At 27.8% G+C, this 22,223-nt stretch carries 19 protein-coding genes; 6 read left to right on the top strand and 13 right to left on the bottom strand.

Going from position 1 to position 22,223, the window contains the following annotated elements; genetic code table 11:
* Window positions 1-282: 282 nt before the first annotated feature.
* Complete coding sequence (gene metG / locus AOE55_RS02570) at window positions 283-1,914, top strand: methionine--tRNA ligase (protein ID WP_013087805.1); 1,632 nt, start codon at window positions 283-285, stop codon at window positions 1,912-1,914.
* Between the two features lie 54 nt (window positions 1,915-1,968).
* Here the strand turns inward: metG and AOE55_RS02565 are convergent, their stop codons facing one another.
* On the bottom strand, window positions 1,969-2,568 hold the full coding sequence (locus tag AOE55_RS02565; protein WP_080611799.1) for a GTP cyclohydrolase I: 600 nt from the start codon (window positions 2,566-2,568) through the stop codon (window positions 1,969-1,971).
* Between the two features lie 397 nt (window positions 2,569-2,965).
* Between AOE55_RS02565 and AOE55_RS02560 the strand changes: the two genes are divergently transcribed.
* Entirely contained in the window at window positions 2,966-3,832 is an 867-nt protein-coding gene (locus tag AOE55_RS02560) for an EamA family transporter (protein WP_013087564.1), read from the top strand.
* A gap of 42 nt (window positions 3,833-3,874) precedes the next feature.
* On the opposite strand, the gene AOE55_RS02555 is transcribed toward AOE55_RS02560, so the two are convergent.
* The 5 genes from AOE55_RS02555 to bioB form a co-directional block, all read right to left on the bottom strand.
* Complete coding sequence (locus tag AOE55_RS02555) at window positions 3,875-4,600, bottom strand: Bax inhibitor-1/YccA family protein (protein ID WP_013087430.1); 726 nt, start codon at window positions 4,598-4,600, stop codon at window positions 3,875-3,877.
* Window positions 4,601-4,792: 192 nt separating this feature from the next.
* The gene (gene bioD, locus AOE55_RS02550; protein ID WP_013087908.1) at window positions 4,793-5,467 is read right to left on the bottom strand and encodes a dethiobiotin synthase; all 675 of its coding nucleotides are present in this window, start codon (window positions 5,465-5,467) and stop codon (window positions 4,793-4,795) included.
* The gene (gene bioC, locus AOE55_RS02545; RefSeq protein WP_013087474.1) at window positions 5,460-6,215 is read right to left on the bottom strand and encodes a malonyl-ACP O-methyltransferase BioC; all 756 of its coding nucleotides are present in this window, start codon (window positions 6,213-6,215) and stop codon (window positions 5,460-5,462) included. The genes bioD and bioC overlap by 8 nt, the downstream gene beginning before the upstream one ends.
* On the bottom strand, window positions 6,199-7,389 hold the full coding sequence (locus tag AOE55_RS02540) for an aminotransferase class I/II-fold pyridoxal phosphate-dependent enzyme (protein ID WP_013087503.1): 1,191 nt from the start codon (window positions 7,387-7,389) through the stop codon (window positions 6,199-6,201). Before AOE55_RS02540 ends, bioC begins: the two co-directional genes overlap by 17 nt.
* On the bottom strand, window positions 7,376-8,395 hold the full coding sequence (gene bioB / locus AOE55_RS02535) for a biotin synthase BioB (RefSeq protein WP_013087632.1): 1,020 nt from the start codon (window positions 8,393-8,395) through the stop codon (window positions 7,376-7,378). The genes AOE55_RS02540 and bioB overlap by 14 nt, the downstream gene beginning before the upstream one ends.
* Before the next feature lie 92 nt (window positions 8,396-8,487).
* Between bioB and bioA the strand changes: the two genes are divergently transcribed.
* Complete coding sequence (bioA, locus tag AOE55_RS02530) at window positions 8,488-9,792, top strand: adenosylmethionine--8-amino-7-oxononanoate transaminase (protein ID WP_013087575.1); 1,305 nt, start codon at window positions 8,488-8,490, stop codon at window positions 9,790-9,792.
* Window positions 9,793-9,919: 127 nt separating this feature from the next.
* On the opposite strand, the gene ligA is transcribed toward bioA, so the two are convergent.
* Window positions 9,920-11,701 carry an NAD-dependent DNA ligase LigA gene (gene ligA / locus AOE55_RS02525; protein WP_080611796.1) on the bottom strand — a complete coding sequence of 594 codons (1,782 nt, stop codon included), beginning with the start codon at window positions 11,699-11,701 and terminating at the stop codon, window positions 9,920-9,922.
* A gap of 521 nt (window positions 11,702-12,222) precedes the next feature.
* Here ligA and AOE55_RS02520 point away from each other — a divergent pair.
* Window positions 12,223-12,480 (top strand): HPr family phosphocarrier protein, encoded by a 258-nt coding sequence (locus tag AOE55_RS02520; protein WP_013087905.1) that lies wholly within the window; start codon window positions 12,223-12,225, stop codon window positions 12,478-12,480.
* A gap of 54 nt (window positions 12,481-12,534) precedes the next feature.
* Window positions 12,535-14,256 (top strand): phosphoenolpyruvate--protein phosphotransferase, encoded by a 1,722-nt coding sequence (gene ptsP, locus AOE55_RS02515; protein ID WP_080611793.1) that lies wholly within the window; start codon window positions 12,535-12,537, stop codon window positions 14,254-14,256.
* A gap of 56 nt (window positions 14,257-14,312) precedes the next feature.
* Here ptsP and AOE55_RS02760 read toward each other — a convergent pair whose 3' ends face one another.
* The 6 genes from AOE55_RS02760 to ribF all read right to left on the bottom strand — a co-directional run bounded on the left by AOE55_RS02760 (window position 14,313) and on the right by ribF (window position 21,806).
* Window positions 14,313-15,344 (bottom strand): peptidoglycan DD-metalloendopeptidase family protein, encoded by a 1,032-nt coding sequence (locus AOE55_RS02760; RefSeq protein ID WP_013087781.1) that lies wholly within the window; start codon window positions 15,342-15,344, stop codon window positions 14,313-14,315.
* Between the two features lie 263 nt (window positions 15,345-15,607).
* Complete coding sequence (gene dapB / locus AOE55_RS02505; protein ID WP_041855191.1) at window positions 15,608-16,396, bottom strand: 4-hydroxy-tetrahydrodipicolinate reductase; 789 nt, start codon at window positions 16,394-16,396, stop codon at window positions 15,608-15,610.
* Window positions 16,397-16,476: 80 nt separating this feature from the next.
* Entirely contained in the window at window positions 16,477-17,412 is a 936-nt protein-coding gene (gene ispH, locus AOE55_RS02500) for a 4-hydroxy-3-methylbut-2-enyl diphosphate reductase (protein ID WP_013087901.1), read from the bottom strand.
* 133 nt (window positions 17,413-17,545) lie between these two features.
* Entirely contained in the window at window positions 17,546-18,064 is a 519-nt protein-coding gene (gene lspA / locus AOE55_RS02495; RefSeq protein WP_013087730.1) for a signal peptidase II, read from the bottom strand.
* Window positions 18,033-20,867 (bottom strand): isoleucine--tRNA ligase, encoded by a 2,835-nt coding sequence (gene ileS, locus AOE55_RS02490; protein WP_013087765.1) that lies wholly within the window; start codon window positions 20,865-20,867, stop codon window positions 18,033-18,035. Before ileS ends, lspA begins: the two co-directional genes overlap by 32 nt.
* Before the next feature lie 3 nt (window positions 20,868-20,870).
* Window positions 20,871-21,806, bottom strand: coding sequence for a bifunctional riboflavin kinase/FAD synthetase (gene ribF / locus AOE55_RS02485; RefSeq protein WP_013087561.1), 936 nt, complete (start codon window positions 21,804-21,806; stop codon window positions 20,871-20,873).
* 153 nt (window positions 21,807-21,959) lie between these two features.
* Between ribF and rpsT the strand changes: the two genes are divergently transcribed.
* Window positions 21,960-22,223: a 30S ribosomal protein S20 gene (gene rpsT / locus AOE55_RS02480; RefSeq protein ID WP_013087693.1), complete on the top strand. Its 264-nt coding sequence runs from the start codon at window positions 21,960-21,962 to the stop codon at window positions 22,221-22,223.

Genomic DNA, 22,223 nt, shown 5'->3' with positions numbered 1-22,223 from the left:
ATACTAACTATTATGAATTAAAATTATATTGAAATAGATCGCATTAAAAATAATAAAAAACTATAAAGCACAAAAAGTTAAAGAAAATTTTAGTATTTACTTTTACGATAAATAAATATCAAAAACATGTTTTAAAAAAAAGTTTCACTTAATTAAAGAAATCTATATTTTAGCAGTCTAATATGGATTAATAAAATACATTAAAAGTTTTTAATTCAAGAATAGAATTGATAATATTTAAATAGTTATCAATTCATTTTTCCATACATTAACTGAGATCTCATGAAAAAAAAAACCATTTTAGTTACTTGTGCTTTTCCATACTCTAACGGACCAATTCATTTGGGACATCTTTTAGAGCACATTCAAGCAGATATTTGGGTGAGATATAGAAAAATGAAAGGAGAAGAGGTCCTTTTCATGTCTTCAGATGATTCACATGGCGCAGCTATTATGCTAAAAGCAATAGATCTAGATATGGATCCTTCCAAAATGATTCAAAAAATGCATAAGGAACATAAAGAAGATCTACTAAAATTCTCTATTTCACATGATATTTATTGTTCTACGAACGATTTAGAAAACAAAAATATAACCCAAAAAATCTATTTGATTTTAAAAAAAAGAGGATATATAAAAAAGAAAATTGTTTCTCAACTATATGATTCTGAAAAAAAGTTTTTTCTTCCAGATCGATTCGTGAAAGGAAATTGTCCTAATTGTCTATCTCCTGATCAATACGGAGATAATTGTGAAATTTGTGGGGTAGTGTATAACTCGACAGATTTGCTTCATCCCCGTTCAATTCTTTCTCAATCTCCTTTAAAAATTAAAAAAACTAAACATATTTTTTTAATCCTTTCAAAATTTCAAAAAAAATTATTTGAATGGATCAATTGTATGCCTTTCTCACAATCTGTTAAAAATAAGTCTATAGAATGGATTTCAAAAGGTCTAAAAGATTGGGATATTAGTAGAGATGATCCATATTTTGGATTTAAAATTCCAGAAGAAAAAAGAAAATATTTTTATGTATGGTTGGATGCTACTATAGGATATATAGCATCTTCTCGAACTCTTTTTAAAAAAAGAAAAATAAGTTTTCAAAGATTTTGGAAAAACAATTCCGAAGATCTTCTTTTTCATTTCATAGGAAAAGACATTATTTATTTTCATACCTTATTTTGGCCTTCTATTCTAGAAGGAATAAAGTATAGAAAACCTAACAATATTTTTGTTCACGGACATCTTACTGTTGATGGACAGAAAATGTCAAAATCGAAGGGAAATTTTATTTCAGCGAATTCCTATTTAAAACATTTTGATTCCGATTATTTAAGATATTACTTTGCTTCTAAATTATCTTCAAAATTTGAAGACGTTAACTTTAATCTGACAGATTTTTCAAATAAAATTAACAAAGAATTAATTAATAAAATAATCAACTTAGCTTCTAGAAATGCTTCTTTCATAAAGAAATATTTCTGTAACTACCTATCTAAAAAGCTAGATAATATGTTTTTGTATCAGAAGTTCATTAAGGAATCTAAAAAAATAGAGCAATCATTTATATCTCTGAACTTCAACTCTGCAGTAAAACGAATCTGTTTTCTTTCAGATCTGGCAAATAAATACGTCGAGATGTGTTCTCCCTGGAAAATCGATCCCAAATTAGAAAACAAAAAGATGCATGAAATATGTTCGACTGGAATCAATTTATTCAAAATATTGATGACATATTTATCTCCGATATTGCCGAAGATAGCGGAAAGATCTTCCAATTTTCTAAATTATTCTTTTCATCATGATTGGAATAGTTTGAACAATCCTTTATTAAATCATAAAATTAACGATTTCAAATCTCTAGCCAGTAGAATTGATCTAAATGGAAAAATTTTTCTGAAAGAAGATTAAGATATGATCAAAAAAATGTTATTTTCTAATCGATTATACAAATGAAAATTTTATTTATCCACCTTTATTAAAACTATAACATGACCTAAAAAAATTGTTTTTAAGCGAATGATTTGATAAAAATGATCCACTTAATTCAGTCGTAATGACATCACTTGATCCATCTTGTGTTTTCAACTTCATACAGTAGTGAACCGCCCTTACAAATACGGCAACATCCTCAATATCCAATATAGTCTTCAAAGAAATTAATATCTGTCTGGTAAGTCTCTCCTGAAGTTGAGGTCTTTTAGAAAAGAAATGAACTATTTGGGAAATTTTAGAAAATCCAACGATGTACTTTTTAGGAATATATGCCACTGTGGAAAATCCATCTATCACTAATAAATGATGTTCGCAAAAACTGATGAACTGAATATTATTGATCATAATCATTTGATCAGATCGTGTATCATTTTTCATGAGATCGATTTTTGGAAAATGATTATAACCTGATTTGGAAAACATTTTAGCATATTCTTGAGAAAGATGTTTTAAAGATTGATCGATATTAATTTCAGATTGTACATTCACACCATTCATCTGAAGTTTTTTCTGAATCATACTAGATTTTTCATTTGAAAAAGACATCTTATTCGTACCTCTGATAGTCATTAATTATTTAAAAACATATCTTTGCACGATATGATTAATTATCTCCAACTCTTATTTATCTTTCTTTTGAAAGAAAGTCAAAATAAAAATTTAATTTTCTACCATATTTTAAAAAAGATCTTATTTTTTAAAAGATTAAATAACTTATACAAAAAATAAAAAGTCAACATTAATAAAATAACTGATATCTTTAAAAAAGATATTCGATTATATATACTTATGAAAATAACAAATTAAAAAATTGATCGAATTTTTTTCTATCGTATATTTAATTAAATCAAATTTTATACTTTTCAAAAAAACTCATACTCCAAACTCAAAAATTCATATTCTATAATAGATATTGAAAAGCATTCTAATAGTATCTATTTTTTTACGCGATCTCAGGAATCTTTATATGTTTTTTAAAAGAGATAAAAAATGGAATTCTACAATCTGTATTATTTCATTAATTTCTGGAATGATATCGATCCAAATTGGAGCATCTTTAGCAAAAAAACTATTTTCAACCATTGGAACATTTGGAGTAACTGCATTAAGATTGTCTATTGCTTCGATCATACTATGCATATTTTTTAAACCATGGAAAATAAATCTTAAGAAAGGATCGATTATTCATCTTCTCATATATGGAGTATCTTTAGGATCAATGAATTCTTTATTCTATCTATCTTTAGAGAGAATACCTCTTGGTATTGCAGTAGCCTTAGAATTCACGGGACCACTTTCTGTAGCATTTTTTTTCTCTAAAAAAGCAATGGATTTCTTTTGGATCATAATGGTAATCACAGGACTCTTCTTACTTTTTCCATTTTATAACTATGAAATAGACTTGATAGGAATAATCTACGCTTTGTTAGCTGGAACTTGTTGGAGTGCTTATATTCTTTCTGGAAGAATAGCAGGAATGAGATATGGATCATCGATTTCCGTATCTGTAGGATCAATAATCTCAACGATTATTTTTTTTCCTTTGGGATTAATAAAAGTTGGAACTCATGAACTTTTCAATCTTTCAACTTTACCAACTGCTTGTGCTGTTTCCTTCTTATCTACAACTTTTCCGTACACTATAGAAATGTTCGCACTTACTAAAATGTCAACAAAAACTTTTGGAACTTTAATGAGCTTGGAACCTGCGATAGGAGCACTGATTGGAAGAATTTTTCTTCATGAAAATCTCAGTTCTATTCAATGGGTTGCTCTATTTTTCATAGTATTTGCTTCCATAGGATCCACATTAGTCGGAAAAGAAAACAAATAAAAGAATAAAAATAAAAAGCTAGAAAATATATTAAAAATTTCTTTACTTTCGTTCTCCGTTTATTTGAAGGAAGAAAAGAAAAAGATTAACAAAATCTAAATATAATGTTAAAGCTCCAACAACAGAATGTTTTTTCATGTTATCTTTATCATCTAATAGATTTTGAAATATCAAGTTAGATCCCATTTCCTTGAGTTTTTGATTATCGTATGCAACTAATCCAGAAAAAGTTAAAACACCAGCGAAATTTATAAAGAAGCTTAGTCCAGTATTTTTTAACCATATATTTAGAAAAGAAATCAAAACAATCCCAATAATGGAAGTGAAAAGAAAACTAGAAAGAAAATTTAAACTCTTTTTCGTTTTATATCCATAGATAGCTAATGCGCCAAACATGATTGATGTTATAAAAAACGTACGTACTATAGAAATTCCTGTATATACGAATAATGGTAATGAAATTGTAATTCCAGTCATCAAAGAATATAACATTAACAAGGTTGTTGCTGAATTACTATCGATTTTATGTAATGCAGATGAAGTCAAAATATTTACTAAAATGATTTCAGCAAAAAAAATTAGAAAAAAAATCCATTTATTATTTAATATAAAAAAAATGATATTATCGTTTCGGATAGTATAAAATGAAACGAAAGCAGTCAATAAAAGAGAAACCGACATCCAACCGTATACGTTTGCTATATAAAACTGCACTCCAGTTTTCTCTCTACATAATAACGACTCACTTCTTCGATTGACCTGATTCACATTTACCTCGATATCTTAATCAAAAAATAATCTCAAATAAAGTTCCAAAAATCGAATTATATCATGACGGAAATAAAAAAATAAACATAAGTTGAATAGTTAAAGAAATTTAAATTAGAAAGAGCAAGATCAATTTTTCAGAAAAATCTAATCTAAAAATTAAATAGATATGGAAATCATCATTTGATAAATCTAAATAATATATTTCGATTTAATAAATTTTTTTATTGAACGAACCTTCCAATTAGAAATTTTTGGAATTATCCCAATACATGGGTATGGAATAAGATGAAGAAGAGAATAAAAGTAATCACTCTGAGTTCTATCTCTCATAGAGAACATATTTGCTATCCAACCGATTAGTCTTAAATTACTATTTTGAATAGCTTCTATACTCAGTAAAGCATGATTGATGCATCCAATTCTAAATGAAACCGTCAATATTATGGGAAAGTTATTTAACTTAACCCAATCACAAAGTTTTATTTGAGAAGAAAGAGGAGTATACCATCCACCAATTCCTTCAATTACAATGAAATTCGCTTTCTTTCTTAGATTTTCCAATCCGATATCGATATCGTTTAAATTGATTCTCCTTCTGTCCATTTTGCTAGCAATGTGAGGAGAAGTATCTTGAAAAAACATAACTGGACTAATCTCTTGATCTCTTAACTTTAACTTACTGTATTTTTTCAACAATGAAATATCAGAATTTTTTGAAGGATATTTCTTAGAAATACCTGTAGAAACTGGTTTATAACCGACAGCAACATATCCTAAACTATTTGCTTTTTGCAATATTGAGCAACTCACCATTGTTTTTCCAGAACCCGTATCAGTTCCAGTTACAAAAAAACATTTATTCACGATACAAAGCCCCAAATATTACTTTATAAGTTAAAGGAAACATATTGTTTACATTTGGATAATTATTAATTAGTCTTTCAAGATACTTTTTGGTCATTAAACCTCTTTTTTTTTCATTATATAAATAAGTTGCACCTGTTCCTTTAATTGATCTTAATAAAACTTGAAAAGAAGGATACAAAAAACAACAAGATTTTTGTTCCAAACTATTCGACCAGATTTTACATGCAATTTTAATTTCATCGAATGTCAAAAAAGAGTTGAAATGAGAAGATTGATTCACCCTTTCCCAACATTGCTTTAATTCTTTCAAAGATCCATCTGCCAAAGTAGTGAAAACTACCAAACCTCCACATTTGGTTACTCGATACATTTGATTAAGTGGAATAAATATATTTTTACACCATTGTATCACCAAATTGCTAAAACACAGATCAACACTCTTATTCTTTAAAGGAATAGATTCAATATCTGCTTGTACATAATAAGAAGCTGATTTTCCTTCCTGCGCAACATGTAACATAGATTCTGACAAATCTAGAGCGATCACATTTTTCCCTATTAGCTTCCATTGCTTACTAAAAAATCCAGTTCCACATCCAGCATCTAACACAATATTTCCAACATTAGAAGAAAATCTTTTGAAAAGTTTTTTTCCAATCTGTTTTTGAAAAATTGAAAAGTTATCATAATATCTTGCTGCTTTTCCAAAAGAAAAAGCAATTGCATTTTTATTTTTTGTATTCATTTTGATCAAAAAAATCCCTCAAAGAGTATACTAGCTTTTTAATCTCATCAAATGTATGATTGGCAGTAATTACTATTCTCAATCTAGAAGTTCCAAATGGAACAGTAGGTGGACGAATGGCTTGAACCCAAATATTATTTTGGAATAAAAATTTAGATAATTCTAAGCATTTTTGGTTATCTCCTACAATAATGGGTTGAATACCACTTTCAGAAAAGTTTGATAAAAAAGAGATTTGACTATCTTTAGTCATCTTCTTAAAAAATTCCACATTTATTTTTAACTTTTTTCTTAGATTGTTAGATCTTTTAATTTGACGAAGTGACTCCAACAGAGCTACTGCTTGAGATGGAGGCATCATAGTGCTATATATTAAACTTCTTGAATAATTCAAAAGATAATTTTTCATTTTGCTGCTACAAAGAATTGCAGCTCCGCATATTCCAAAAGATTTTCCAAATCCTATCATCAAGATCTCCGGATGTATCTGAAAAACATTACAGCTTCCCTTACCTTCTTCTCCAAATAATCCTATTCCATGAGCATCATCTACCATTAAATAAGCATTATGATTTTTAGATTCTTCGTGAATAAGTTTTAAAGAAGCGAAATCGCCATCCATGCTGAAAACTCCTTCTGTGAAAACGAGATTCTTTTTTCCAGAATGCTTTTTAAGCAATAGATGTAAGGAGCTTATACAGTTATGAGCAAATCTTTTAAAATTAGCTTGGCTTAACATAGAAGCTTCCGTAAAAGATGCATGACTCATTTTATCTGCAAAAATTGAATCCCTTTTCTTCATAAGAGAAAATACAATACTTTGATTAGCCATATAACCAGAACTAAATAACAAAGCTTCTTGATAGCCAAGCCACTGAGATAATTTTTCTTCTAAAGTTCTATGAACTTCACTGTATCCGACAATATGTCCAGAACTAGAACTTCCATTTCCATATTGATTTATTCCAGCTTTCCAAGCATTTTTAACATCTTCGTTAAAACTCAATCCTAAGTAGTCGTTTCCAGAAAAACTGATATATTCTTGATTTTTAAAAATTATCTTTGTAGAGCTCTTCATCTGAATAGAATTTCTTGTTCTCCAATTATTCTCTTTCTTCCTAGATTTAATTGAATTTGTTAAAAAGCTCTCCCAAATGTTTTTAACACGCTTCATAAAAATTTCCAGATTCAACTTCTTTTTCTGAAAAAAAAGAATCTTTTTCTTCTAAAACATTTTTTTTCGTAAAATCTAAATTGATGTCCAACTTTTTAAATAAAATATGATCTTCTTGTTCGTTTGGATTATCTGTAGTTAACAGTTTGCATCCAGAAAATACAGAGTTAGCACCAGCTATGAAGCATAGAGCTTGCATTTGCTCATTCATGTTCTTTCTACCAGCAGATAATCTGATAAAAGAAGAAGGTAACATAATTCTAGCTGCAGCAATTGTTCTAACAAAATCAAAAAAATCTATCTTTTTCTCATTAAACAAAGGTGTACCCTTAATTTGAACTAACATATTAATTGGAACACTTTCTGGAACTTTTGGTAAATTAGCTAGCTGTACTAAAAGCGATGCTCTGTCCTTAACTGTTTCTCCTAATCCTAAAATTCCACCAGAACATACTTTAATTCCAGCTTTTTGCACTCTTTCAATTGTTTCAATTCTTTCTTGATATTTTCTTGTAGTAATAATCTTTTCATAAAATTCTTCTGAAGTATCCAGATTATGATTATAATAATCTAATCCGGCTTCTGATAGAGAATTCGCTTGATTTTCACTCAAAGTTCCGAGAGTCATACACGTTTCCAATCCTAAAGACTTTACTTCTCGAACAATTTTTTGCAAATAAGGAATATCTCTATCATTTGGATTTCTCCAAGCTGCTCCCATACAGAATCGAGTTGCTCCTGCTTTTTTAGCTTGTCGAGCAGAATCCATTACCTTGTCAAATTTTATTAATTTCTCTGCTTTTAAATCTGTTCTATATCTAGCACTTTGTGAACAATATTTACAGTCTTCAGGACAATTTCCGGTTTTAATAGATAATAGAGTACTTATTTGAACAGATTGTGGATTGAAGTGAACTCTATGTATTTTCTGAGCCTCAAAAATGAGTTCAAAGAAAGGTAAGTTAAATAATTTTTCTGCTTGAGAAACGGTCCATCTTTTTTTCATACGAACCCCTTTTAAAATGATAAATATTTTAATTAAAAAATTGACTAATTATGATATAAATAGAAAATTGGAACTAACTACAAAACACTAAGATGAAAAGATCAGAAATAGAATTTGATTCAAGAAATATTTGGCATCCATACTCTCCAATTCATCGTATTACCTCTTCGATTCCAGTGATTAGTGCTTCCGGATCAAAAATTAAGCTAACCAATGGAAATTATTTGATTGATGGTATGTCATCCTGGTGGTCTACAATACATGGATATAATCATCCAAATTTAAACAAATCGATCAAAAACCAATTAAGAAAAATGTCTCATGTCATGTTTGGAGGAATTACACATGCATCCGCCATATCCTTATGCAAAAAACTAATTGAAATCACATCTAGTCGATTAGAATGTGTGTTTCTAGCTGATTCAGGATCCGTGTCAGTAGAAATAGCATTGAAGATGGCAGTTCAATATTGGCAATCAAAAAGAAAAAAAAACAAGAAAAAATTTATTTCATTACAATATGGCTATCACGGAGATACATTGGGAGCGATGTCTGTATGCGATCCAAAAAACTCTATGCATAACCTTTACAAAGGATATTTACCAAAAAATTTCTTTGTCAAAGCTCCATATTGTAATTTTCATCAAGATAGAAATCAAGAACATATTGATTCTTTGGAAAAATTATTGATTAAAAATTCGCATCATGTATGCGCTATGATAGTAGAGCCAATTGTTCAAGGAGCAGGCGGAATGAGATTCTACCATCCAAATTATTTAAAAAATGTGAGGAAGTTATGCAACCAATATAAAATTTTATTAATTATGGATGAAATAGCAACTGGCTTTGGAAGAACTGGAAAACTATTTGCTTATGAACATAGTGAAGTTCTTCCAGATATCCTTTGCATAGGAAAAGCTTTAACTGGAGGATATCTCACTTTAGCAGCTGTTATGACTACTAGAGAAATCGCGAGTACTATTTCTAGAGGAGAATCTGGATGTTTAATGCATGGACCAACTTTTATGGCAAATCCATTGGCTTGTGAAGTTTCCAAAGCTAGCATTGATCTTTTATTAAGATCTTCATGGAAGAGAAAAGTTAAAAATATAGAAAGACAACTTTTCAAAGAACTTAATTCTTTAAAAAATAATTTTTTAGTTCAAGATGTCAGAGTGTTAGGAGCTATTGGAGTTGTTGAAATGAAAAAAGAAATAAATCTTAGAATTTTGCAAAAAAAATTTTTAGATCTTGGAGTATGGATCCGTCCTTTCAAAAAGATAATCTATTTAATTCCACCCTATATTATTAAGAAAAATGAACTTACAAAACTCACTAATGCAGTAAAAGAAGTTATTTCTGATATGAAAAAATTAACAGTTATCCATTCAATTTAAACTAGTTAAAACAAATTTACATAATATATGGAAATCCAGATTTCTCTTATAAAGAGATCACAAAGGCATATGAATTTAGAGTTTTTCAAGCAAAAATTGTTATATCAAATTCTTACAAAACGTCGAATTATTTGATATTAAAAATTTTTCTAAGTTTAGAAAACATCCTTCTATTATGATCCTTTTTAAAAAAGGATATTATGTTTTCTGTAATGTTTTTTCCAATTCCTTTAAAAGGAATCTTACAAGGTAAGTACTTCTCTCCAGAGGATATTCTTAAAAAAAATTGATAACTTTCCGAATTACTAGCTATTTTTTTAGATAAAACATATCCAACCCCTGGAATTCCTAAAGAATATAAAAATCTTTCCAGAGTAATATTCTTTGATTTTTCGATTGAATTAAGAATTTTTTTAGAAGTAGCTTGTGTTATTCCATTCAAACTTAATAGATCATTAAATTTTAATGAATATAAATCTGAAGGATCACTAATAAGATTCTTTTGAACCATCTTTTTTACAGTCATTTTTCCAATTCCAATAATATTTATTGCTTTCTTTGAAACAAAATGATTAATTAAAGATTCTCTTTGAGATAAGCATGATAAACCTCCTGTACATCTAATTTTTCCTTTTTTTTCTATTTGAGTTATAGAGAAACAACTTGGACAATATTTTGGAAAAACAATTTCATTAATATGATTTGAAGTAGAGTCGAATATCTTTCCAGTAATTTTCGGAATAATATCACCAGCTATACTCACAATAACTTTATCTCCTATCATTATCCCTAGATCTTTTATAAAGTTCGTATTGTGTAAAGATACGCGATTAATTTGAATTCCATTAAAAGAGATTGTATCTATCTTTGCAATAGGAGTAATTACTCCAGTCCTACCAACTTGAAATATAACATCCAATAATGTCGTAATCTTTTTTTTAGCAGGGAACTTAAATGCGACAGACCACTTTGGCGCATAAGATGTATGGCCTATTATTTTTTGATATATAAAAGAATTAACTTTAATCACTATTCCATCTATTCCATAGTCCAATTGATCTCTCATATTATAAATATTTTTATAATATTCTAAAATTTTTTTAGAGCAAGAATACATTTTTGTATTTTCAACAATAGGGACATTCCAAGTTTTCAACATTTTTAAGCATTCGAACTGATTTTTAGGAGATTCAAAAGTATTATTTAGTTTTATTAAACCACATCCGTAACTAAAAAAATTTAGAGATTCTCTTATAATTTCCTTTTGACTCACTTTTTTTACTAATCCAATAGCTGCACTTCTTGGATTGGAAAATGTCTTTTTTTTTTCCTTTTTCAACATAGAATTGAATTCTTGAAATTTTTTAAATTTCATAAAGATTTCTCCTCGAATTTCTATTAGTTCTGGAACGCATCCTTTTCGATTTCGTATTGATAAAGGAATATCTCGTATGTATTGAATTTTTGAAGAAATATCTTCTCCAGTTTCACCATTACCTCTAGTAGAAGCGCTATGAAATTCTCCATTTTTATAAACTAAATTAACAGCTAAACCATCTATTTTTAACTCGCAACAAAAATATATTCTCTCTTCCTGATTATTTATAATTTTCAATATATTTTTATAAAACTTGAGATATTCATGTTGATTAAATACATTATTTAATGATAGCATTGGAGAATAATGTTTTATTTTTTTACTTCTTCTTCTTAAGTCGGATAAAATGGTTTCTTCTTCTTTTTTGGATTTTTCAGAGATTTCTTTTTCTATCCTATCTAATTTTCGAATCATTAAATCATATTCGAAGTCTGGTATCTCTGATTTACCTAATATATGATATAAATATTGATGTTTCTTGATCTTTTTTCTCAAACTAGAAAGATATTGATGTATGTTCTTTTTTTTCATTATTTGATATAACTAAGGTTGTATAAATTTGTGTCGTTTCCAAAATAGATCATACTTAAAATGAAATAAATCTGATATCAATTAGAAATTCGACGAACCTGGCAAAATTGGTTTTTACTTTATCAAAAAATCATGAATAAAAATCTTTACATAAAGAAAACCAATAAAAATAAAATTTCAAATATACTAAAATATAATTGTATTAATCTATTTTTTTAATCTCTTTTCAAATTAGAATTAATACTCTAGATTTTCCAAAATATATTACTATTAAAAAATTAGCCTGGATAAATTTAAAAGAATTTTTTATAAAAATATGTATTATATAAGAAAGTGAGTTTAAAAAAATTTCTATAAATTAAATATTTCTGATCTTTATTAATTTGATTAATAACCTATGAAATATGTTGAGTTTCAATAACATTTTTAATCAATTTTTTTTTAAAACATCTTTCACAAAAAAATTGGTTTCTTGCCATAAAAATTATATATTTAATTAAACTAATAATCAGGATATCCATATGTTTCAAAAAGAAGTTACTGTAAATATTCAAAATGGTTTTCATATACGTCCAGCTTCTCAATTTGTAAAACAAGCAAAAAGATTTCTTTCAAATATAACTATTAGTTACGGAGAAAAAGTAGTTAATGCAAAAAGTCTATTTAAGTTGCAAACACTTGGTATATCTACAGGAGACGTTATTACAATATCAGCAGAAGGAAAAGATGAAAAAAATGCTGTAGAATTTCTAACTAAATTGATAAATCGATTAGAATAAAATAAATATTTTAAAAATTTTAATTCGTTTTATAAAAAAAATAAGGTCAAATTTATGGTTAAAGGAATTCCAGTATCTCCCGGAATTGTTTCAGGAAAATGTTTAATTTTTAAAAAAGAAAAAATCACTATAAATTATCAAAAAATTTCTAAGGATCAAATTTTAGAAGAAATCGATTCGTTTTATAAAAATAGAAAGAAATCGGTAGATCAAATTCAATCTATCAAAAATCTTTTGAAGATAAAAAAAATGGATAAGGAAAAAAGGGAAATATTCGAAGGACACATCATGCTAATTGAAGATGAAGAGTTCGAAAAGGAAGTTCTCTCTCTGATTAGAGAGAAACATTATTGTGCTTCTGCTGCAGTAACAAAAGTAATCGATTTTCAAATATCAAAATTACAAGAAATAAAAAATGAATATCTAAAAAATAGGATATCCGACTTTAAAGATATTCAAGAAAGAATTGTAAAGAATATATTGAAGATTCCTATCGTCAATCTATCTATCATTTCGAAAGGAGTAGTATTAATCGCCGAAGATTTATCTCCATCCGACATTATTCAACTAAAGATGGATAAAATTATTGGATTAGTTACAAATCATGGAAATCAAAATTCCCATTTCTCAATCATAGCAAGATCAATGGATATTCCAACAATAGTTGGTACTGGTCGAGCTACTGAATATTTTAAAACAGATGATTATATAGTGTTGGATTCTATAAATAATAGAATTTATAAAAATCCATCTTCTGAAATAATCGAAAAAATAAAAAAAATTAAAAAAAATTACTTAACATGGAAGAAAGAATTGAACAATCTTAGATATCTTCCAGCAATTACATTAGACAATCGTCGAATTATTTTACAATCCAATGTTGGTTCCAATGAAGATATTGAACTAGTTAAAAAAAATGGATCAGAAGGAATCGGATTGTACAGAACCGAGTTTCTATTTATGAACAGAAGCTCTCCTCCGACAGAAGAAGAACAATTTCAAACTTATAAAAAAGCTGCGGAAATTATGAATCCTAAACCTATCATAATTAGAACAATAGATATTGGAGGAGACAAATTTGTTTCATACATGAAAATTCCGAAAGAAGACAATCCATTTTTAGGATTACGCGCAATAAGGATTATCAGAAACGAAGAAGAAATTATATTAAGTCAATTGAGAGCTATTTTACGTGCTTCTAATTTTGGAAATTTAAAGATCATGTTCCCAATGGTTATCTCTTTAGAAGAGATAATGAATTTAAAAAACAAACTTTCTTTTGTAAAAAATCAGTTAAATTGCAAAAAATATACTTTTAAGGAAAATATAGAAATTGGAATAATGATAGAAACTCCTTCTGCTGCCATTATGTCCAAAGAGCTAGCGAGGGAAGTAGATTTTTTTAGTATAGGAACCAATGATCTGATTCAATACACTCTAGCAGTGGATAGGGGTAATCAGTCAATATCGCATTTGTATGATCCTTTATCTCCATCAGTACTGAGACTTATGAAAATGGTAATAAGCAATGCTCATTACGAAGGAAAAGAGGTCGGTATATGTGGTGAATTAGCTTCAGATGAGTTTGCAACCGTTGTTTTAATCGGAATGGGGTTAGATAAATTCAGTATGAATTCAACATCTATTCCTAGAGTTAAAAAACAAATAAGAAAATTAAAATTTCAAGAATCAAAAGAATTTACAGAAAATATTCTTAAAATGTCTTCTTCTAGATCTATCAGATTAGAGATAAAAAGATTCTTAAGAAGAAGTTAGATTAATAATTTTAGAAGAGCAAACTTTTAGAATTTTTTGGACTAAATAAAGTCTGATCATTTAAATATCATGGTTAAAGGGTCAATTGCTTGACTTCCAACCCAAATCTCGTAATGAAGATGTGGTCCGGTGGTTCTCCCAGTATTTCCAGAAAGTCCAATACATTGTCCTTTTTTCACTTTTTGTCCAGGTTTAACCATCAATTTTAATAAATGCATATACTTTGTGACTAATTTATTTTCATGTTGTATTACAATGAAGTATCCGGCGATATTACTATATTTTGCAATAGAAACTGTTCCATTCGCTACAGATAATACTGAAGTTCCAACAGGCATAGAAAAATCTGTTCCTCTGTGAGGAGATAACAAACCTGTTACAGGATTAATCCTTCGCAAGCTAAAACGAGAAGAAATTTTAAAAATCCTTTCGGTAGGATATTTTAAAAGATCCATATTTGAATCAATGAAAATTGGTTTCTTTAACTTTTTAGAACAAAAGTCTTTTTCATCTGAAACATGAATAGAAAAAGACAAGAAAGAAAAGAACTTATGAAAGACAAAACTCTTTAATTTCGGAACAAACTCTATATAACTCATTTGAAAAAGTTTAAAAACTATTTGTTCGATAATGTCAGAAAAAATAATCGTAACTTTAGAAAGTTTCTTTTCAATTTTTTGAGAAGTATTTTTAAAAAGTCTGATCCAACTTCTTTTATATGTGAGAACACTCTTTTTTAAAAGAAATCTAAAATTTGATCGAATAATTTTTTCTTTAAAAATTGATTTAAAACTTTTTTTATCAAATTGATTTAAAAAAAAATTATCTTCTTTTTTTTTTACGATATTTCTTAAAGACTGGTTCGAAAAATCGAAATGAATTTTTCTTTGATTATTTTTTACTAATAATAAAGAAGATTTTCGAAAAAAAAATCCAACTTTCTTAGTATAAAAAAATAAAGAATTGTTTTTTGATGATGCGTCTGAAATAGATATTGGTTGTATTTCGTATTTTTGAAAACAGTAATTTTGATCATCTTTAAGAATTTTCGAGATATTCAAATTATCAAAATAATGGATACTATTCATAAATATTATTTTTTTTAAAAAAAAATAGATAACAAGAAAGTGGTCAACATATTCTTTAATCAATTTTAAGTTTTTTTGTAGATAGCAAAAAGTTATTACAAAAAGTTTTTCTACGATCCAATTTTCTATAAAATTCGTTAAAAACTTTTACAAATTTTTCGAGAATACTATCGTTCCTTTTTTAATGAGAAAATGGTTTAGGAGATATTCCAAGGATTTAAAAAAATTATTTTAAGAATTATTCTCATGGATTTTCAAGAAATCTACTTTCCTAAAAATACTTCTTGAGAATGGTATAATCCGTTTTTTTTACGAATAATCCAAAAGCAAGATCTCATTACTCCTTCGCAAAAAACTTTTCTATTTTGAACGATATGCCGAATTTTTATCTTTTCATATTTTCTAGAAAAAGTAACTTCATGTTCACTTAAAGTAAGATGAGAACGAGTAGAAGAAAGAAGAATTTTCTTATTTTTGTCAAGTGGTTGATGAAGACTCTTTTTTTGAGAACTGAAGAAACTATCGAAATTTCTTTCAGACTCTTTTTTTCTAGAAAGAATTTTTTCTATTTTAATAGATGTTCCCGATGGAAAATCACGTTTATTTTTATGATGTGTTTCGGTTAATTTGATTTGATAACTGTTATTCAATATTTCCGAATACTCTTGAAAAAATTTAAATAATAAGTTCATCCCAAAACTAAAATTCTCAGAGATTAATATTGGAATATATCGAGAAAATTGAACAATATAACGAATATTTCTTTGACTCAAACCAGTTGTTCCAATAATGATTGGTTTTTTTATTTCTTTACAAAGAACAACATTTTGCATAGTTCCTATCGGACTTGTAAAATCAATTAATAAATCAAATTGATCAGAGTTTTTTAGAAGATCAATTTGAGATTTAATTTTGAAATCTTTATTTAAAAAAAGTTCGATAGAAAATCTTGGTTCTTTAGAAAAAGTTTTGATTAAGTCTTTTCCCATTCTTCCAAAAGATCCAGCAATAGCAATTCTAATTTTTTTTTGAAGATCAGTAAATTTTTTCATTTTTTTCAAAAACAAAAGACATTAACGATTATTTTAATGATAACTAAAATGATTCGAATCAGACTAAAAAGAATCAGAAATTAATTTTCAAAACGAGGAAATCTAAAGATCATTTTTTCTTTTTTGAAAGGTGAAATTTCTTGAATTTCATCGAATCCAATTCTATTTAATCTTTTAATAACTTCGAATATCATTGAAGAAGGAGTAGATGCTCCAGCAGTTAAACCAATCGGTAGAGATCGATTAAAAGATATTTTCTCAATTTCTTTTATAGTATCAATTAAAAATCCCTCCTTTCCTAATTTTCTTGAAAGCTTTAATAGACTATTTGAATTAGAGGAATTTTTGGATCCAACTACTAAGATCGTATTAGATTTTTTTGATAATTCTCGAAGAGCTTCTTGTCTGTTTCTCGTCGCATAACATATTTCGCTAGAACTGGGTCCTTCAACCTTCGGAAATTTGGATATCAATTTTTTTATCATCAGTTTAGTATGATCAATCGATAAAGTCGTTTGCGTAGAAAAAATTAAGTCTTCTGTATTTCGAAGATTTATATGATCAATATCATGCAATGAGTTAACTACATGTATTTTGGAACGTTCGTTTCTTTCATAATGCCCTACTGATCCTTGAATTTCAGGATGTTTTGGATCTCCTATTAAAATTACATCTTGTGAATTTTTACTTGCTCTATGAATTCTAGTATGTATTTTTTTTACTAAAGGACAAGTAGCGTCCAATATGGATAAAGAATTACGATTCTTTGCCTCTAAAAAGATAGATCTTGATACCCCATGCGCAGAAAATATCAGAATTGATCCATCTGGAACATCAGAGATTTTTTCAATGAAATTGATTCCCTTCTTTCGAAATCCTTCGACAACATGAGTATTATGAACAATCTCATGTTTAACATATACTGGTTTATGAAAATTCATAGCAAAATTGACACAATCAATTGATCTACGCACTCCTGCACAAAATCCTCTGGGATTAGCTAAAAATATTTTCATAGTCTACTACTGCGATTCTATTGATGAAACTCTGTTTTACAGGAAATCTTCTATTTTCTTTAATTCATCTTTTCTTTTCATCGAGATTATAGAAAATGAAGGATTGTTCATTCAAAAATTATAAAAAATTTTTTTATTTCTTCTTATCCTTAAATGCATTACTGCCTTTCTTAAAGAAAATTCTTAAAATCAAAAAGATCTCTCCCAAAAATATCGAAAAATCTGCCGTATTAAATGTAGGAAAATGATATCTTCCTACATGAAGATCTATAAAATCAATTATATATCCATAAATCAACCTATCAATTAAATTTCCAAAAGCCCCAGCTAAAATCATGAAATAACAAAGATATCTATCTTTATCATTATATCCTACCGATATAAGAAAAATTAAAACATATAAAGTTAGAAGACCAACAAAGAAGATAAGAAAATAAAAGAAATTACTTTCGTTGGAAACCAATCCAAAAGCTATTCCATAATTTCGAACATATTCTAGATTTAGAAATCTATTCAAATAAATAGATTTTGATGATCCGTCTATATTCAAAAAAAATAATTTTGTAAAACGATCCATAAAAAATAAAAAAAAGAAAAAAAAATTAATTTTTTCTTGAAATTCATATAAATTTTCTAATCTCCATTTTTCCATTTAAATTTAAAATACATCTTCTGCATAATTTTGAAATATCTCCAATTTTCTCATCTTCTTCTTGAGAATCATTAAAGTAATGCCAACAACGATCGCATTTTCTCCCTTTTGATTTACTAACTATTATTTTTAATCCATTTAAATCAGTTTCCCAATTTTTTATTTTTTTCTCAATATCTTTTTTTTTGATATTTTCAATTCTTACTTCTGATGTTAGAAATAAAAACTTTAATTCCTTATTTATCAATTTTAATATACCCTTTATTTTCGAATTAGCATAAAGAACAACATTGGATTCTAAAGAATGATTAATTTTTTTCTCCTTTCTTTTCTTTTCAATTATCCTATTGACCTCTTTCTTGATAAGAAATATAAGGTTCCAATTGTCCATACTAATAATTCCATCTTTAGGAATCTCATTCAAATACGTATAGTAATTTTCAGAAAATAAGTTATTTTCTGAATTTTTAAAAAGAAATTTCCAAATTTCATATGAAGTGAAAGATAATATTGGAGAGATCCATCGAATTAAAGCTGAAAGTATATGAAAAAAAGTTGTTTGGCAACTTCTTCTTGAAATACTATCACGTAGATCCATATACTGACGATCTTTAACTAAACTAAAATATTCAGAGCTGAGTTCAATTGAACAGAAAGTCAGTACTGATTCTATCACTTTATGGAATTTATAATCTTCATAATACACAATAATCTTTTCTTGAAAATATTTTGCGATAATTAACATTCTCTGATCTAAAGCGACCATGTCTAAAAAATCAATTTCATCAGTTCGAATATCGAAATCATTTATATTGGATAATAAAAAACGCATGGTGTTTCTGATCTTTCGGTAGTGATCGATAGTTCCTGCTATTATTTTTTCTGAAATATTGATTTCTTTTCTATAGTTTGAAGAAGCTACCCACAATCTTAAGACGTCCGCTCCAAATTCATCTATAATTTCTTTAGGAGTGATAATATTTCCAACAGATTTGGACATCTTTCTTCCATGCTCATCTACTACAAATCCATGAGCAATGATTGTTTTACATGGAATATTGTTTTTAACTGCAACAGATAAAATTAAAGAAGACATAAACCATCCTCTGTATTGATCGAATCCTTCTAAATATATGTCTGGAAGATGATCTTTGAGATCGTTATCAACTACAGAATAACTAATCGAACCAGAATCAAACCAAACATCTAAAATATCTTTCTCTTTAAAATATTCTTTCTCATCTTTTTCAGATAAAAATTCACGAATATTAATGTTCCACCAATATTCACTTCCAAAAATTTCCACTTTTTTAGAAATGTCTGATATAAATTCAAGAGTATTAGGATGCATTTCTTGATTTTTCTTATGTATGAATAATGGAATTGGAGTACCCCAAGATCGTTGTCTAGAAATACACCAATCTGGATGATTTTGAATCATCTCCTCCATTCGATCTCTACCCCATTTCGGATACCAAGTGATATCATTAAGTCTATCCAGTATTCTTTCTCTCAAACAATTTTTTTCCATACTTACAAACCATTGAGTGGTGGATCGAAATATCAGAGGAACTTTATGTCTCCAACAAAATGGGTAATTATGAGAGATAGTTTGAGAAGATAATAATCTTTTCTTTTGTTTTAGAATTCTAGTAATCAAACCATCTGACTCAAATATGGAAACGTTATCCAAAATTGGATTCGTACCTTTCAAAAACTTACCTTCTGAATCAACCACGTTTTTAATTCCTAAATTGTATTGTACTCCAATATCATAATCCTCCAGACCATGGCCTGGAGAAATGTGAACTAAACCGGTTCCATCACACAGATGCACAAAATCACTTAACACAATTGGGACATTAAAGTTTATGAAAGGATGAGAAAACATCAAAAATTCTAATTCTGAACCATAACAACTTGATAGAATATTCCATCTCTTTATCTTCATCGCACGAACAAAAGACTGTAGAAGCTTTTCTGAAACTATAAAAACACAATCTTTCAATTCAACCAATTGATATAAAAAATTTCTATTAACGCTGATAGCTTGGTTAGCTGGCAATGTCCAAGGGTTGGTTGTCCATATAACCGCATAAACTGGAAGATTGTGAGAATCTATTCGAAATCTTTTATAAACTTCATAAAAATTAATGGATTTAAATGCTACATATATGGATAAAGAATATTTTTGATAATATTCAACTTCTGCCTCTGCTAAAGCTGATTGGCAAAAAGTACACCAATAGACTGGTTTTCTTTTTCTAATAAGATGATCATTCTCAATAATTTTTCCTAAGATTCGAATAGAGTTTGATTCTAAATTCGGTTGCATAGTTAAATAAGAACGATTCCAATCCGCCAAAATTCCCATTCTCTTGAAATCAATTTTTTGTTTTTTGATTTGTCGATAAGCATAATTTCTACATTCTTTGCGAAATTCAAAAAAGTGATTTTTATTGAATAATTTCCCTTTAATTTTTTCTATTTGGTTTTCTATTGGTAATCCATGGCAATCCCATCCAAGAATAAAAGGAGAATCAAATCCTTTCATCCTTTTTGACTTTATTAAAATATCCTTAAGAATCTTATTAACTGCATGTCCGATATGAACATTACCATTGGCATATGGTGGCCCGTCATGCAATACAAATGTTTTTTTTCCTCTTCTAGAATTTCTAACACGATGGTACATTTTATTCTTATTCCATTCTTCTAAAAATTCCAGTTCTCTTTCTTTTAAATTTCCATACATCGAAAATTTTGTTCTCGGTAGATTAATAGTATCTTTATAATTTTTCATATTTTACCTAGATATAAAGAGCTTAAAAAATTTTTTTGCTTGACTTATGTCTTCATAGATTTGTTTCTTCAGTTCAAAAATAGAGTTAAATCTTTTTTCTTCACGTAATTTCTTATGTATAATAATATTTATATGACTACCATATATATTTGTTTGAAAATCAATTAGATGAACTTCAATTTGTCTATTTTTCCCCATTACAGTTGGTCTAAATCCCACATTTACCACAGATCTTATCGAATTTTCTAAAATACCTTGAACTTCAGCTACGTATACTCCTTTGATTGCAATAGTAAAGTATTTAAAAAGCAAATTGGCAGTAGGAAACCCAATAGTACTTCCTAATCTTTTTCCATGAATCACTCTTCCACTTAACTGATAAGGTCTTCCTATTAAATTCCTAGCTAAACTTAAATCATCTTTCATCAAGGCTTGTCTTATAGATGTACTGCTCACTCGAATACCTCTTTTAAAGAAACTTTTAGTTTTGAAAACATGAAATCCGTACCTCTTTCCAGCTTGAAAGAGATGATTAAAATTACCAAGTCTATTTTTACCAAATTGAAAATCATCTCCTATTACCAACAATTGTATTCCTAATTTTTTAATCAGTAATTGGTCAATAAAATCATCTGGGGTTAAAGAAGAAAAAGATCGATTGAAATTTACACAAAGCAGATAATCTATTTCATATTCTGAAATATATTTTATCTTATCTCTTAATCCAGTTAAACGAGCTGGAGCTAGTTTTCCTAAAAAAAACTCTATTGGTTGGGGTTCAAAAATCATAACTACTGTGGGAGATCCTGGATATTTGTACTGAATTAATTTTTTCAATATCATCTGATGACCTATATGAACGGAATCAAAGTTTCCTATCGTTAAAGAACAACCATAATGCTGATTTCGTATATTGTGTATTCCTCTAATCAACTTCATAAAATCTCAAAAAATCATCATGCAATCAACAAACAATTAAAAATACACTGACTAAATGTTCGATAGAAAAAAATAAAAATATCTTTGACAAGATATCAGTGGAACAATTAAAATCAAAAATTAATATATAAAGTTTGGAGAAAACTAAGAAAGATGAAATCTTCTAAAAAAAGGATTAAACAGTCAGAAAAGTTACGTCGTAATAACATGAGAAGAAAATCTATGATTAAAACCTTCACAAAGAGGGTCCTTTCTTTTTTATCTAACAAAGATATCGAACAAGCAAAGTACTATTTTAATCGAGTTCAATCAATACTTGATCGGTTCTCACAAAAAAATGTGATTCATAGAAATAAGGCATCTAGAAAAAAATCTAGATTATCCAAAAAAATTAATCAGATTTCGAAACTTCTATAA

Source organism: Candidatus Riesia pediculicola (genome assembly GCF_002073915.1).
In the GTDB taxonomy this organism is placed as follows: domain Bacteria; phylum Pseudomonadota; class Gammaproteobacteria; order Enterobacterales; family Enterobacteriaceae; genus Riesia; species Riesia pediculicola.
The sequence above is the reverse complement of the archived record's forward strand: the minus strand, read 5'-3'. Positions and strand labels throughout refer to the sequence as shown.